Source organism: Vibrio sp. 10N.261.55.A10 (genome assembly GCF_041470825.1).
GTDB classification, from domain to species: Bacteria; Pseudomonadota; Gammaproteobacteria; order Enterobacterales; family Vibrionaceae; genus Vibrio; species Vibrio crassostreae_C.
On sequence record NZ_JBFRNC010000004.1, the window covers coordinates 18316 to 34110 of the forward strand.

The 15795-nt window shown below is 43.8% G+C and carries 12 protein-coding genes and 1 pseudogene; 2 read left to right on the top strand and 11 right to left on the bottom strand.

Annotation, left to right across the window (positions count from 1 at the left end):
• From sbcD to AB4274_RS01465, 4 genes and pseudogenes are all read right to left on the bottom strand, one after another.
• Complete coding sequence (sbcD, locus tag AB4274_RS01450; RefSeq protein ID WP_372110663.1) at positions 1-1254, bottom strand: exonuclease subunit SbcD; 1254 nt, start codon at positions 1252-1254, stop codon at positions 1-3.
• 213 nt (positions 1255-1467) lie between these two features.
• Positions 1468-1641, bottom strand: a pseudogene (locus AB4274_RS01455) (porin family protein); the annotation flags it as partial.
• A gap of 13 nt (positions 1642-1654) precedes the next feature.
• Entirely contained in the window at positions 1655-2251 is a 597-nt protein-coding gene (locus AB4274_RS01460) for a LysE/ArgO family amino acid transporter (RefSeq protein ID WP_017059193.1), read from the bottom strand.
• Positions 2252-2265: 14 nt separating this feature from the next.
• Positions 2266-2790: a GNAT family N-acetyltransferase gene (locus tag AB4274_RS01465; RefSeq protein ID WP_372083663.1), complete on the bottom strand. Its 525-nt coding sequence runs from the start codon at positions 2788-2790 to the stop codon at positions 2266-2268.
• Between the two features lie 459 nt (positions 2791-3249).
• On the opposite strand from AB4274_RS01465, the gene AB4274_RS01470 reads away from it, so the two are divergent.
• Positions 3250-3993 carry a class I SAM-dependent methyltransferase gene (locus AB4274_RS01470; protein WP_029235353.1) on the top strand — a complete coding sequence of 248 codons (744 nt, stop codon included), beginning with the start codon at positions 3250-3252 and terminating at the stop codon, positions 3991-3993.
• 129 nt (positions 3994-4122) lie between these two features.
• On the opposite strand, the gene AB4274_RS01475 is transcribed toward AB4274_RS01470, so the two are convergent.
• From AB4274_RS01475 to AB4274_RS01490, 4 genes are all read right to left on the bottom strand, one after another.
• On the bottom strand, positions 4123-6168 hold the full coding sequence (locus AB4274_RS01475; protein ID WP_017066997.1) for a TonB-dependent receptor domain-containing protein: 2046 nt from the start codon (positions 6166-6168) through the stop codon (positions 4123-4125).
• 181 nt (positions 6169-6349) lie between these two features.
• Positions 6350-7270, bottom strand: coding sequence for a LysR family transcriptional regulator (locus tag AB4274_RS01480; RefSeq protein WP_017059189.1), 921 nt, complete (start codon positions 7268-7270; stop codon positions 6350-6352).
• Between the two features lie 229 nt (positions 7271-7499).
• Positions 7500-9689, bottom strand: coding sequence for an immunoglobulin-like domain-containing protein (locus AB4274_RS01485; RefSeq protein ID WP_372110665.1), 2190 nt, complete (start codon positions 9687-9689; stop codon positions 7500-7502).
• A gap of 487 nt (positions 9690-10176) precedes the next feature.
• Positions 10177-11175 (bottom strand): DHH family phosphoesterase, encoded by a 999-nt coding sequence (locus AB4274_RS01490; protein ID WP_372110667.1) that lies wholly within the window; start codon positions 11173-11175, stop codon positions 10177-10179.
• A 239-nt stretch (positions 11176-11414) separates the two neighbouring features.
• On the opposite strand from AB4274_RS01490, the gene AB4274_RS01495 reads away from it, so the two are divergent.
• Positions 11415-11654, top strand: coding sequence for a PAS factor family protein (locus tag AB4274_RS01495; RefSeq protein WP_004733935.1), 240 nt, complete (start codon positions 11415-11417; stop codon positions 11652-11654).
• 145 nt (positions 11655-11799) lie between these two features.
• On the opposite strand, the gene AB4274_RS01500 is transcribed toward AB4274_RS01495, so the two are convergent.
• The 3 genes from AB4274_RS01500 to dmeF all read right to left on the bottom strand — a co-directional run bounded on the left by AB4274_RS01500 (position 11800) and on the right by dmeF (position 15530).
• Positions 11800-13524, bottom strand: a complete 1725-nt coding sequence (locus AB4274_RS01500) for a methyl-accepting chemotaxis protein (RefSeq protein ID WP_372110673.1) — start codon at positions 13522-13524, stop codon at positions 11800-11802.
• 616 nt (positions 13525-14140) lie between these two features.
• On the bottom strand, positions 14141-14557 hold the full coding sequence (locus AB4274_RS01505) for a MarR family winged helix-turn-helix transcriptional regulator (RefSeq protein ID WP_017059185.1): 417 nt from the start codon (positions 14555-14557) through the stop codon (positions 14141-14143).
• On the bottom strand, positions 14535-15530 hold the full coding sequence (gene dmeF, locus AB4274_RS01510; RefSeq protein ID WP_372110670.1) for a CDF family Co(II)/Ni(II) efflux transporter DmeF: 996 nt from the start codon (positions 15528-15530) through the stop codon (positions 14535-14537). The genes AB4274_RS01505 and dmeF overlap by 23 nt, the downstream gene beginning before the upstream one ends.
• Positions 15531-15795 lie beyond the last annotated feature (265 nt).

Sequence of the window (15795 nt, forward strand, 5' to 3'; positions counted from 1 at the left end):
TTACTCTTCTACTTTGTTTGGCGCTTGAGCGCTCTCAGACACTTCAACCATCACTTGTTTAAACTTCACCGTCATGCGCTCTAAACGCGCTTTTTCAGAATCCGTTTCAAACTCTTCTAAGGCAATACGCTTGCTAAACACGTCCATCGGGCTCAGTTCAGATAAGGTTTCTGCCGACTCTTGCTCTAATGCTTGATTACGACGCTCTCTTGCACGGCGCAGTTGAAGTACTTCTACGTTCAAGCCTTCGGTCAATGCACGCATACGTTCTTGGAGATCTGAAAGGTAATCTTGCGCTTGCACTTCGATCGATAACCACACGCTTTGTTCGCTATCTAAACCTATGTATTGGTTCAGCTGAGATTCGATCTCGCTCAAGTCGCCTTTGATTTCAGCTAGAGGTTGGAATGTGGGAACAGGCAATTGAGAAATGGTGCGCTCACCTTCAACAAACTCAACAACACACACTTGTTTCTGAGACTTAAGTTCATCAAAACTTAGTGGGATTGGAGAGCCTGAATAACGAATGTATTCACGCTTTGCCACCACTTGTGGGCGATGGATATGACCAAGTGCGATATAGTCTGCGTCTGGGAAGCCATCAGCGGCGAAACCATCAAGGTTGCCGACATAGATATCACGCACAGAATCCGATTGTTGGACACCCATCGCCGTTAAATGACCGGTAGCGATAATCGGCATGTGCTCGCTGTTTACAAACGTCGCGCGCTTAGCAACCGCCGCATCATAAACACTTTGATAATGCTGTTTGATTGCATCGCCGAGTTGCTTCTGACGCTCAACGCCAGTGACACCCGCCTGGCTCATCAACACATCGCGAGGGCGAATAAAAGGAATGGCACAAACCAGCGCTTCTACATCGCCGTTCTTACCTTTTAGCTCGACAACCTGAGTCGCATAATCTTCATTGGTATTAGGAATCACGTCTGCGCCCATGTATTTGAGCAGCTGTTGTGTCTCTTTAAGCACAGAGACTGAATCGTGATTTCCACCTAATAACACCAATTGGCAACCGATCTTGTTCGAATCGACCACAAACTTGTTATACATCTCACGAGCGTAACTCGGCGGTGTACTGGTATCGAAAATGTCGCCAGCAACAATGATCGCGTCGATGTCGTGCTCTGTAACTTGCTCAAGTAACCATTGTAAAAACCGTTCATGTTCATTCTTGCGGCTTTTATTGTAGAAGTTTTGGCCAAGGTGCCAATCGGACGTGTGAAGAATCTTCATTGCTGCTCACTGGAAGTCTGTAATACCTTTAATCTACCAAAATAGTCGAGATAATTCCCTTTTATAAGCTTGTGAAAACCAACTAATTTCAGGCTTTGGACCAACTCCGCCCATAGCGTGACCAATCGTTATTTTTGACATAAAAAAACCGCTCAACGTTAGAGCGGTTTTAGGTGTCCATAGCTTTAGCTTTAAGCTATTTCACAGAGGTCGTCAAAAATTGTACGAAGCGCCCAGAGTTACTGTGCTAAACGCTACATCACGGCTTGCCAGTCTATTACCATTCGGGCCGAAGAATTCGATATTTACTGCATCTGCTTGTGAGATTAAACGTAAGGTTAGGCTTTCTACTGGCGTGTATTCAACACCTATACCAAAATGGAAGCCTAATTACGCGCAGCTAGACAATCAAAGATATTGCAATAGATGCCATGATCACGCCAACGACAAATTCCAACACCTTCCACGCTCTCGGGTTCTTAAACATTGGAGCCAAGAAGCGAGCGCCATATCCAAGTGAAAAGAAGAACACGAATGACGCCGATACCGCCCCAGCGCCAAACAACATTTGATCCGGTTGATATTGAGTTGAGATAGACCCCAGCAATACCACAGTATCCAAATACACATGCGGGTTAAGCCAAGTGAACGCCAAACACATCGCAATCGCTTTGGTTAATGAGTCTTTAGTTTCTGCCGTGGCTTCTAAGGCGTGGTTTTCGGTAAATGCTGATCGGAAGCTTAAGAATGAATAGACACCCAAAAAGATAGCGCCACCATAACGGGCGAACTGCTCAATTTGTGGGAACTGTTTAACGATTGCGCCAAAGCCCGTCACGCCAAAGCTAATCAGTAAGGCGTCAGAAATGGCACATACAGCACAAACTGCCAATACGTGTTGGTTCTTAAGCCCTTGCTTTAAAACAAACGCATTTTGAGAGCCAATCGCAAGAATCAGCGAAAGGCCAAGGGAGAAACCTGCAAAGTAAGTCGACATCTAAGGTTAGCCTCTTAACGCAACTCAATACGCATAAACTGGCTGTGCGGATCCAACACATAATCAGCAAAGGGTTCACAGTATCCAAAGCCAAACTTTTCATACAGGTTACGCGCAGCCTTAAAGTAGTCTTCTGAGCCGGTCTCTAAACTGATTGTTTGATACTGGCGGGCGGTTGCTGTATCCAATACGTGCTGTAAAAGTTGGCTCGCAACACCTGACTTTCGAGCAAACTGTGAGGTCCTCATTGATTTGAGTTCAGCGTGTTGGGTATTCAGCTCTTTAATGGCGACACACCCAAGCAGTTGGCTGTCTTTCCAAGCACTGAAAAAGGTAATTTCTGGTGACTTGAGCCCATCTAGATCCAGTGCATGGACGCTTTCGGCTGGCGAAGTTGCGTACATATCAGCAAGATGCTCTTCAAGCAGTTCAACGACTTCCCCACCCGACAAGTCATCCACCTTAATTTCTATTGAAGCACTGCTTTCCAATGCTGTTCTATTTTCCATTGAACCCTGTGCATTTATTGCTGATGTCATTGTTACAACTCTCCTTGTTTAGTTCGCTTATTTAGCTTGAGTGATTTGGTTTTTATCAACAGCCCACTTTCCTTAATTGTTTCCTTTTCAAGAACTCGGTTTGAATCAGTAAAATTACTGATTAATCATAAAATTATAAATGTCACACTGGGTTTACCTAGATACCATATTTTTCCTATCTCGTCTCGTGATAAAAGCGTTCCGCAAAGCCCGTATGGTCGCTGCATTGAGGGAGCAACACCTGTGTTAGTTAACGAATAAGTAGTCAGGGCAAAGTGAATAGCGATGACACGCGTACTGATGTTGTTGGCAGCTTAAACATCCCTTTAAACGGTCTCATTTAAAACGACCATAAGTTAGAAAATAAAACGCTTTCATTGATCGAATATTTGATTGCGATTTTCCAATTTCGGTATATGATGCGCCACCCTAATTTTTCAGCTTATGCTGCAGGCAAATATGTCCGCCAACGCACTCTATACCGACCTATCCGGTTACTATGATTTAATGTGTGTAGATATTGACTACCAAGCGCAAAGTAACTGCGTACGTAGACTCCATCAAATCTTTGGAAATGAAGGAAAAACACACCTCGACTTAGCTTGTGGCACTGGCCCACACGTTCGTCATTTTATTGATTTCGGTTACCAAAGCGGTGGCCTAGATCTTAACAAGCCGATGTTAGATATCGCAGAAGTTCGCTGCCCGGAAGCCAAGTTCTCAGTACAAAACATGAGTAACTTTGAGGTCACGGAACCACTCGATCTTATCACTTGCTTCCTGTATTCCATCCATTACAACGATGGCCTTGAAAAGCTTAAAGAGTGTATTGAAAGTGTGCATCGTGCGTTAAAGCCAGAAGGTATTTTCTGTTTTAACGTGGTTGATAAAGACAAGATCAGCAACGACCTGTTTGTTAGACACACAACAAACCAAGACAAAGACGATTTCACGTTCCGTTCTGGTTGGTATTACTCTGGTCAGGGTGATAAGCAAGCGCTAAAGCTTAGCATCGAAAAGACGACTGCTGGTGAAACTCAAATGTGGAATGATGAACACCCAATGGTGGCATTCTCGTTTAAAGAGTTAATCGAGATATTGAAGCCCTACTTCGAGGTTAATATCTTCGAGCACGATTACGACAAGCTGATTCCTTGGGATACTCAGTCCGGTAATGCGCTGATCACATGTGTCAAAATCTAGATTAATAGATAAACGGCAAATTAAACCAAATCTATAGATCAAAAAAGAACCCACACTCGCCATTCTCCTTTTAGAGCATCAGCCAGTGTGGGTTCTTTTGTATCAAGCTATCAGTTACTGAACTCTAAATTAGAAGTCCGCTGTCATACCTACGTAGTAAGTACGTGGCTCTTCAACATAGCCCATGCTCTCTAGCTCTTGTGATACAGCTTCGTCAGTTAAGTTCGTGATACCTGCACGTAGTCGTACTGAAGCATTCACGTTGTAGACAGCACCTAGGTTCAGCGTTGTGTAAGCGTCTTGAGTTAGATCGCTTTCGATCTGACGTTCACCACGGTAACGCGCACTCACGAAGGTACTTAGATCGTAAGTTGGGCTCCAGTTCAGTTTAACTAAACCCGAATGCTTGTAACGATCAAGTAATTCGTCACCAGTAGACTTATCTTCAGTGTCTAAGAATGTGTAATTACCAGACACACCCCATTCATCAGTAATTTGGAATTGGCCTGTAAGCTCAGCACCTTGAACTACAGCCTCTGATACGTTTGTATAAGTACGCTTACCATTCACATAGCCAGTTGAGCTTGAACTATCAGCGCAACCTTTACCCGATTCAAACACTCCGCCGTTCTCACAATAGGTTTCATCACGATCAATTAGGTCGTTGATTTCATTTCGGAATAAGGCACCTTCAACATTCCAACGAGGTTGGCTATAAATCGCAGCGATCTCATAGTTCAAGCTGGTTTCGGGCTTAAGATCTTCATTACCATGTAAATCACATACGCCTTTACAGCTATTAACTGTGTAGTCTGTCTGATTTTGAGTCAATGTTGGTGCTTTAAATGCTTTACCCACACCACCCTTGATGATCAGGTCATTCGTTGTTTGATGAACCAAGTACACACGTGGGCTGAACTCTTCACCGTACAGTTCATGCTTATCTAAACGACCACCAATGGTTGCCGTTAGTTGATCCGTCATTAACCATTGGTCTTGAACAAATAACGCACCTTGATAAGCTTCAGATGTACCATTGACTAAGTTTTCTTTGTTGGTTAATTCACTCAACTGGTAGTCCATACCAAACGTTACGGTGTGACTATCACCAAGATAAGTGGTCGCCGAAGCTTCAACAATTTGAGTCAGTTCTTCGATGTCACTGCTATAGTTAGTATCTGAGTCCGCAGCATCATTATCTGTCACATTTTCACGTGAATAACGTACTTGCGTGTCACCCCAGCTCCAAAAACCACTATGTGTGATCGCTTGGCTCTGACGTACAACACGTGTGTCAGACTCAATCACAGATGATACGTTTTCCGCAGATGACTCACGTTCGTCGTCACTGTAACCAAAATCGAAATCAATGGTTTGGTTGTCTGTTGCATTCCATGTCAGGCTCGCGAGTAAGCTTAATGTCTCTCTTTCTTCTAACGCAGTAATGTCTGAACGATCGTAACCAGAGCTATGCGTACCAGAATAGGGTTGCCAAGCATCACGGCTAGTTTGGTTAACAGATAGGCGAGCAAACAACTCGTCTTCAATCAACGCACCAGATGTCGTGAAGCCCATCGAATACTCTTCCCCTCCATCACCATCAAGTGGAGATGAAGTGTCCATGCTCAGTGTAGAGCTCCAATCGTTTTCTGGAGCCTTAGTGATGATGTTGATTGTACCGCCCATACCATCTGAACCGTAAAGTGCAGACATTGGGCCACGGATTATTTCAACACGTTCGATCGAATCAGCAGGAATCGTTGATAGGTCGAAGTCGTTACCACGGATGATGGCACTTGCAGAGCTTAAACGACGACCGTTCACCATGATAAGAGTGTAATCTGAATCCATACCACGAATAGAGATCATCTGACGGCCAGCACGTGTGCTATCAAAATCAGACTCAACACTCGTTGATTCGGCAACGATGTCTGCCAAGGTAATACCAGGGCTGTCTTCAATGTCTTGCGCGGTGATAACCGACATTGAAGCTGGCGCTTGTTTTAGTGCCATCTCGGTACGAGTTGCCGTAACAACCATTTGCTCATCTGTTGCTTGCGCTTCTTCTTGCGCCAACACGTTAGCTGAAAGTGAGGTACAAATAACAGCGACTGCGATCGAAAGGGGTTTACGAACCAAAAGAGGTTTGCGAATCAAAAGAGATCTCTCAGACATGATATTCATTCTTATATGTGATTGGTAATGATAATGGTTTGCATTAAACAACCAACTACCACTCTTATCAACGAAAGTTTCATACCAAAAATCGATTCTCGTTATTCACCATTCAAATAATGAAAGAGATCTATATCCAACTCGATAGGCATTCGTAATTTTCATTCACCCTGCAGATGGATTATGTATAAAGCTCTTTGAATATATTGCGAACCCAGCGACACATCGGGTCGTTATGAAAGCGCTTATGCCAGTATAAGTAGACGTCTTCTGATGGGTGGCGCAACGCTTTAGGCACGCGTTTACAAACAAGATCTCTTTGCGTAGCGGCTTGTTGAGCAAAAGGTGTCGGTAAATGAAAGATGATGTCGGTTGCTTCTGCCATATCCGGCGCGACATTAAAATTGGAAAGCTGAATTGGAATGGACAGCTGGCGCTGCTTATCAATCAAGCCAAGATCTTTAAATCGACTTTCGATCGAGAGCTTCTTATCCCCTTGCAGTGAGATTTGACCAAGTTGGCTATTCAACAAGTCATCAACCGTGATCTCTTTGTCCGCCAAAGGATGTTTTTTACTCATCAGCAAACGGTAATCGCGGCTAATCACGAACATTCGATACAAATTTTGCTCTGAACTTAACGGCTCGTGGGTCGACAACACAAAGTGCGCATCACCGGATAACAGAGGCTCAAAGTGTCGTTTAGGAATCGAGTCGATATCAACAGTCATGTTTGGCGCTTGTTGACGTATCTCCGCAACTACCTTGGGCAGCAAGTGCGCGACATTAGGCACTAAACCAAAGAAGCGAACCGTACTGTCACTGCTTTGCGGTTCGAATACATCGCCATGTACCAGCTTTTCTAAACGTGTCAGTACCGAATTGAGATCTTGCTTAATGGCTTCTGCTTTTGGCGTTAACTCATAGCCATAAGCCGCTCGCACCAATAGATCATCATTGAAAACGGTACGCAGTTTTTGCAGAGATCGGCTCACCGTAGGTTGGCTCATATCCAGCGCCAATGCCGTGTTGGAAACGTGCTTCTCTTCAAGAAGGTGTTTAAGAATAACGAGTAGATTGAGGTCGACTTGAGCAAGATTCATTATGCAAATATTAACAATATATAAAATTCAATGTGCGCATAGTGCTATTTCTTAACATGTAATACAATTGATAATCACTCCTATTTTGATCTAGAGCAATATGCAGAGCAGAGTTTAAGGTTAAGTGGGTTTTAAAGCTCTAAGTCAGAACTGTTTAAACATAAAAAAGAGAGGCACAATGGCCTCTCTTTGATCGTCTACTTTATATTGCTAGCGTTGAGCTATCAGACTACAGCTTTGTCCAAGCATCTTGCCAGTATTGGCTATCTGCTGGAGCGTAAGACGCGCTTGCACACCATGCCGTGTATGGCCAAGGCTTACATTCGTACAAGCCATTATCGCTGCCGACCACAATGTCACCCGCTGCGTAGTTTGTGCCCGCTTCATATGGAGGGTAATCACCTGGAGGAGGTGTTGTTCCGCCACCGTCTTTAACAGCGAACGAATCGTTTACCATCACCATTTCACCGTCAGATGCTTTACCGACTACTTCAAGTGCATATTGCCCTTCCGCTACATCGTATAAGTCGATGGTAATAGCACGGCTGTCCGTTACGTTAACCTTAGTTTGCTCAACCATAGTACCTGCACTGTTGATCACCATAGCGGTAACATCTAATGCTTCATTTGATGTCAGTGTCAGATCTAAACGCACGTTGCCGTTATCTGGCGCATATTGTGATTGAAGTCCTGAAACCGAAAGCTCTAAGTCATCGCCCGGATCTGGGTTACCACCACATGAAGAGTCTGAAACTTTTCTCCAAACGCCCCACTCACCCGTTGTTCCTGGCTCTTCGCCGCGAGTGTACCAACCTGCTCCCCACGTTGAACCGTCATGAGATACTTGGTCACCTTCAACATAAACGGTGTCGGCATCCCATGCAGCAGCACAGTTAGAACCATCAGTTACAGACACTTTACGGTCAACGGTTACGGTTTGGTTCGCGCTGTCTGTCACGCTATACACAAGTGTGTAGTTGCCGATTTCATTTACATCGACACTGCCAGTGTGTGTAATAGTGCTTGTCAGGTCGCCATCTTCAGCATCATTCGCCGTCACGCCTGCCATAGCATCAAATGCACTACCCAACACAACTGTTGTGTCAGATACGCCATTAAATACTGGCTTCTGGCTGTAAACCTCTACCGTTCTCGCTTTAGTAGTTTCGTTGTTATCGCTGTCTTGCACTCGGTAAGTTAAAACGTAAGTGCCAATAACGCTGGTTTCAACGTAACCTTCAACATCGATTGATGACGTTAGATCGCCATCTTCTTTATCTGTTGCTGTTACGCCTTCCATTGGGTCAAACGTTGTGCCGTGAAGAACACGGGTATTTTCGACACCTTTAAGAACTGGCTCACCCTCGACTGGAGGTGGCGTCACTTGACCGTGTACAAACGGGCCGTAGTCTTTAATAAACTGCTCGTTGTATTGTTGACCGTTTTTGTTAGTACCCATGTCCCAGTTGATAGACCAAGTCATTACACCACGCAGCGGTTGGCCTTGAGTCGTTAAGGTCTCGAACGCGTCGTATAAATCTTGAGGATCTTGCACAAAGCCCGTCGCTGCAGCATCGATACTTGAAGGAATACCAAACACCAGCTTGTCATGTGGAATTTTGTGGAAACCGCGCGTTCCGTTGATCAGAGAATCAGAGATGTAGTAGATGAATTCTTCTTTTAATGCATCGTTGTTTTGAGCAATCCAGCCCACACCGTCAACCCAGATACCGTCGCCACCTTGGTTGTAGAACTGTGGGTTAATCCAGTCGTAATAACCTTCTAGATTATCGATATAAGGAACGTACTTACCGCCTGTCGTTAGATACGGGAACTCAGGCGCCATAGTAATAAGGAAGTTTTTCCCTTCGGCACGGTAGTGATCTTTTACTAGCTTAAGTGCGTCAGGAATAACCGTTTGGTTGTTTGCTGCGGTTACGGCTGCTTGTTCAAGGTCGATGTCTAGGCCATCGAAACCGTAACGCTCAGTAAGGCGGATTATCTCATCAGCAAAGGCTCTTTCATCACCCGTTTCAAGTTCTACGTGTGCATCAGCACCACCCAGCGCTATCAGTACAGAACGGCCTTGCTTGTTGAGTTCGGCAATTTGGTCAATAAATTGTTCTTCTGATAACCCAACGGTTGGGTCCAGTTTAAAAGTTGGGATTCGACCATCAGCCACATCGTAAACCTTCATGAATGACACATTCACGATGTTGTACATTGGGTTCACTTCATCCAACGTCACACATGGCGCATTACCACCTTGGTAGCCGCCACCGTCACACCAGTTATGCCAATAGCCAACCACCACGCCAGAGTCTGGATTCGTCATATCTGAACCATTCGCATAAACAGCGCCAGACATAGCCGCCATGCCGACCGATACTGCTAATTGTAGAGCTTTACGTTTCAACATTAGTCCCACTTCCTTACTTAACAGCTGTGCCAATCACAACCGAACCAATTCATTGTAATCATGAATATTTATAGAGAAGTAATGGAATTTATAGGAAAAGATGACCTTTGATTTAACTTGTGATTTTAAGTCACAGATTGAATATCATAATCAATATGACTTTGACTTTTCATTCAAATTGAAATGCTAAAAACTGTTATTTTCGGTCGAATGCATTGACCATGTAAATATTTAATCAACCTTAATTCACTAAGATAATTAACCAAAAGTATAAAAAGTCACCGATAGGAAAAAATGAACTTTAAATCGGCAAAAATCACCCCAAACACGCCGTAATTACTGACCTCAGACCAGATGCCATTGCGAGTGATATCACTAAAACAGCCTGGATATAGCCATCATACATGTGCTAGCAATACACACGTATAACGGAATATAGGAGCAAGAATTTGTAGAATTTTGAATGTATACGTCGGGAGTTTTTCAGTTAACCTTCAGTGCCAGATGAATAATATGCATCCAATAGTGAAATAAAATTCACCTTATCAAGTTCATTAAGTTGATTAATTCCAGCCGCTGCTTTTCTTCCTCCGCCAGTCGCAAAACTTGAGCAAATTTCGTCTGCACCCGTTCTATTTGATAATGGCGCACGTAAGCTCACCGTGTAAGACTCGCCATCTTGGTTTTTCGTTAATACTGCTTGCGCTCGGTTTGGATCTTGATTAACGATTTCATTACCAAATACACCACTGATGCGCCTTGCCCACGTCTCACCTGGCAGTTCAAACACGCGTGCGACTTCACTTTCATAAACAGGAGCAAGGTTTGATAGCTGTTGACGATCATTTTGATAAGCAGCTCGTAGTCGATAAAACACAGAGTTTTTATCATCTAAAAGGTCAAATGGGTTCGGGTATTGATAAAGGGTTTGGTAGAGCTCAATTGGCGTGAAATGCAAATCGCTTAATGAAGAACCGTAACCATTGTAGTTAACCAAGGTACCTAGCTCTTCTAAAAACTCTGTTTGAGATTGATCGAATCCATTTTCATCCGCTAGCCGCGCGGCCACTGTTTTTAGGTTATCACCAAAAGCAGCCGCGATTGCCCAAGCCACATGCGCACCATTCAGCTTCTGGTTAATCAGCAAGCTCGTGCAGCTCTCTGGCGCGGTATCAATCAGAGTATCTAAATGATCAGAAGTTGGTACCTCACCAGTTCGATGGTGATCGCAATAAAATACATTGATGTTGGCGTCTAGCAGTGAGTGCAATGCAGATAAGTTTTTTTCCATCGACACATCTAAAACGGTAACGGAAGAAATGTCACCTTGCTTACCCGGCTCCATAATTTGAGTAACAACTTGAGAGACCAACTTAATATCACGCTTTACACCTGTAATGAGCACGCTCTCTCTTGGCTCACTGAATCGCAGCTGTAACAACGCGATTATGCCATCTGCGTCTCCGTTGAATACGTCGTAGTGCATGTTGTTCCTCTTCCTATAGATTTAACCGTTTGCCAGAAACGCGCCAATACGTTCGTTTATTCGATAGTCTGTCATTATTTTAGTTATATTTCACAGATACTTAAGTCTATTTTGGAATGCCTTATTCTCATTAGATTCAAAAGATAAACACATTAATAATATTGTATGACTTATATCACAGTAAAAGAACCTGAAAAGATTATAAAATAAGCGCCTCCCACTTAATGATAAAGAGACGAATGAACACTACCACCACTCTTGTTTATGACACTTTGAAAAGCCTTGCTGCTCACGCTCCTGAGCAACATGCCGAGATTCGCCAGCGTTTATATGAGCAGTTGAGCCTGCCATTTAACAAGCAGCTCTCGTTATACGCTAATGTGCTTGGTCCTATCAGTTCAGGTAAGTTAGCGGGATGCGACAATATTGATAAAGCGGTTGAACTGGCACTGGATGTGCTAGAAGGCCGAAATAAGTAATTCCCCTTTAAATACCTAATATAACGGCCCAGATCTTCCCCCAGATCGGGCCGTTTTTTTATTCTTGTCATTTATTTAGTTGAATTTCAGGCACAAAAAAGGCGTAGATGATCCACGCCTTTTGTTTTAGTAAGTTCTATGTCGTTTATGAAGTCTTGAACTGCGCGACCGCTTGGTCCATATCGTTCGCTTGCTCTGCTACCTTGTCCACTTCAACTAAGCAATGCTGCGCCGAAGCGTTATTGTCGTTCGAGATAGTGTTCAGCTCAGTAATTGAGTCACTCACTTGCGCCATTACTGCGCCCTGCTCTTCAATCGCTGAAGCAATACGTTCTGAATTACCTTGGATGCTTTCCATGTCGCTCAAGATAAGTTGCAAGCTCGCATCCAGCTCTTCCGAATCTTTCAGCGTTAGTTGACCTTGTTGATTACACTCGCCAATCTCTGCCATCGACGCCTGCATCTGGCTTTGAATTGCACTCACCACTGAAGTTATCTCTGTGGTCGATTGATGCGTTCTGCTTGCTAGTGCGCGTACTTCATCGGCAACTACCGCAAAGCCACGACCTTGTTCACCCGCACGTGCTGCTTCAATTGCTGCGTTCAATGCCAATAGGTTAGTTTGTTCTGCAATGCCTTGGATGATGTTTACTGCATCGCCGATCTGGTCAACATGATGGTTCAGTGAACTGATCGAATCTTGGCTGCTTGAAAGACGTTCAGACAACTGGGTGATGTTGCTGATGGTTTCAACCACCACTTCACGGCCTTTATCGGCATTCACTTTCGCTTGATGTACACCTTCAGCGGCAACCGATGTGCTTTCAGAGATCTCGCCAATGGTGAGTACCATCTCTTGAACTGACGTTGTCATTGTAGATGTGTGATTTGCTTGAACTTCAAACTGTTTGATTACTGACTCTAGCTCATCATGCATGTTCGATGTGCTTTGTGTCAGTTGCAGTGACTTAGATTGAGAGGCAGCGATAAGCCCTTCCAGTTGATCCAACAGTTGGTTGAAGTATTGGCCTAGCGTGCTGAGTTCGTCTTTACCATCTAGGTGAGAGCGAATAGACACGTCGTTTGAGTTAACGATATTACGGATAACCGAAAGCAGTGACTCAATTTTGCCAATGGTAGAACGGACGATTAACCAGCTGAACAGAATGATCGACACAAGTAGTGTGACGCAAAGGATGTTGTTGATCAGCGATAGTTTGTCCATCTCTTGCTGCGTTTGTTGGTCTAGCACCGCGGAGAACTCTTTAAATTGAGTTTCGATAGCATGAGAACCCGAGCGAGCTTGCCCAAGCAGACCTTCGTTGTGCTTCAAGCCAATCACTCGCTTTTGCTCAACCACTTGGCGAGCAGCGTCAATCAAAGCTGCTGAGCTACTCATATTTGAAGTTATAGAAAGAACACTCGGGTCAAACTCCCCCTTCTCAATTAAGTCATTGAACAGGTAAAGCTCGATTTTTTGTTCCGCACTGGCTGTCGCGCAGATGTTATCGAGCAAAACATGAAACTCGCCTAGCATACCTTTGTCACGTGTTAGCCCATAGACTTCGCTCGCTTTAACTAAGTTAACAAAGCTGGTGTGGTAGGTTTCGATGTCTTCACGTAGGTGTGTGCTGTTGGCTAAACCTAAATCACTGAGCACTGTATCTAGCTCAGATTCAGACGCTAAGAATTTTTTGTAGTTTACGTCGAACTTGTCGAGGTATTTCATATCGCTACGCAGTAAAAAATCTTTCTCGTTACGGCGAAGGTTGAGCAAACGCACTTCAAGCTCTTTGGTAATTTGTTTGGCTTCGCTCATTTGAGCGGTGGTGTCTGCAAATTGTGATGTGGTAAACAGCAGTGAAATCATGCCGAAGATGGAGAACATCCCCAACGAATAGAGCTTTTTCTTTATATTCATATACGTGGCTCGTCTTTACTAAATTAACTATGAGTATCTAATTGATCGCATCGAAGCATGGAATACAACTTGCGCGACCTGGTTATTGTTATATTTTTTGTATCAGTAATGAGCACTAAATCTAGCGACTGTTCAGCCCACCAGCAGTGACATTCTCAATGGTATTCAAACAGAGAATGAATCTTTTCACTAAAGATAAAAGCATCAATAACACAAATTGAATACATGTACATTAGTTGAATGATAAAAGTGAGAGACAGCTATTTGACGGAACATAAACAGACTGAACACCACGGCATACAAGGCATTGAATAAAAAGACTTTGACGCACATTTGGACGCATTATTTATGATGACATTTTTTTGGCTCTCCAGAAGAGCACGAGCGAAGCGCAATATTGGAGGTTTTGACTTGGTTTTTAAACAGTGAATCCGTCTATTGATGATTGTACAGTAGAGCGTAAACGGCGAAAAAAATGGACCTACTCAATTCGAGTCAGGTCCATCTTTTGATTTTCTAGTCAATCGCTTTGCAGCTAAAGAGTTAGGTGCGAATTCAAGGCTGGCTAAAACGCTTTTACCATCTTGGTTAGGCACTTCAATAACACCGCTTTCTCGTCTTCTTCGATATCTTGCGTCAGCTCATTAACCAAATTCAAGTGAAGCTGATTGTGGTGAACGTGTATCTTCTGCCCTTCATCCGTCAACGCAACCACAATCGCACGACGATCTGTTGGGTGTTCATGGCGCTCAATCAATTCAGCTTTAACCAACTTTTCTATTTGAACAGTAAGTGTACCCGTGGTAATACCCAACTTTTCAGCGAGCTCTTTCATTCTTAACGCACCATGCATACCAAGTACTTCAATGGTGTGTACTTGAGCCAGGGAATAACCCGTCTCTTTGACAACAGACTGCTCCCACGAAGACATTTTATCGTAGAACTCAGTCAGTATTTGGTTAAGTTGTTCTATATTTCGCATGGTCGTTTGAATGCACTTCAAGAGTAAGATGATTAATCTTATCAAACTTGGCGAGCATTTGTTTATATTCAGAGACGGTTTTATCACTGTTTGATTCAAGAGTAATCGCTGCTGAATAGTGATGCCCACTCACCTTCCACATATGGAAATCGGTGACCGACGCATAAGGCGTTAAGGTTTTGGTCACTGAGTCACGATAATCTTGGTCGATATTCTCATCCAGCAGGATTGGGCTGGTTTGTTTCATAAGGTTCATCGTCCACTTAGCAATCACGAATGCGCCAACCATTCCCATTGCTGCATCTAACCAGTTCCAACCGTAAAACTTACCAAATAGCAGCGCAACAATCGCAAGCAGCGAAGTTAGAGTATCCGCCAACACATGCATGTAGGCTGCGCGTAGGTTGTGATCATGATGGTGTCCGTGATGCTCGCCATGTTTATGACCATGGTCGCTGTCGTGCTCATGGCTATGTGAATGACCGTAATTCTTACTATGATTGTGGCCATGCTCGTGTCCGTGATCATGATGGTGATCGCCAAGTAAAAACATACTCACCACATTCACAGTTAAACCAATACAAGCAACGATGATCGCTTCATTGAACTGAATCGCTTGTGGGTTAAACAAACGATGTACTGATTCCACCAGCATCAACAATGCCACAATCCCCAATGCAATCGCGCTGGTGTAGCCCCCTAACACGCTGACTTTGCCAGTACCGAAAGAGAAACGTTCGCTCTCGGCATGTTTCTTCGCATAACGGTATGCAAATAAGGTGATACCAAACGCTGCGGCGTGCGTCCCCATGTGCCAACCATCGGCAAGCAATGCCATCGAGCCGTAAATAGTACCTGCAACAATTTCGACAACCATGGTAACGACGGTCAATAACAGGACATAGAACGTGCGTTTCTCACCTTGACTGTTATGTGAAGAAAAGTTGTGTTGGTGACGTGTTGGAAAACTCAAAATGGCGTCCTTAGCTTGTGTTTGTGGTTAGATGATCGTTGCAAATAAAAGCCCTTTGATTGACAAGTAATTTGACAATCAAAGTAATAATTTGAAATTTAGTTTGATTATCAAACTTTGTCAACGATGAATTTTGAAACTCTGATTTGCGGGACGAATAGTTGATGGTGAGCGCTAGTTTGTTCCAAAGATTATTGATTCAGTAAAAACGAGGCTTTCCAGGGACAAAAAAGCCCACTCGAGGTGTAATGCCGATCAGTTAAAG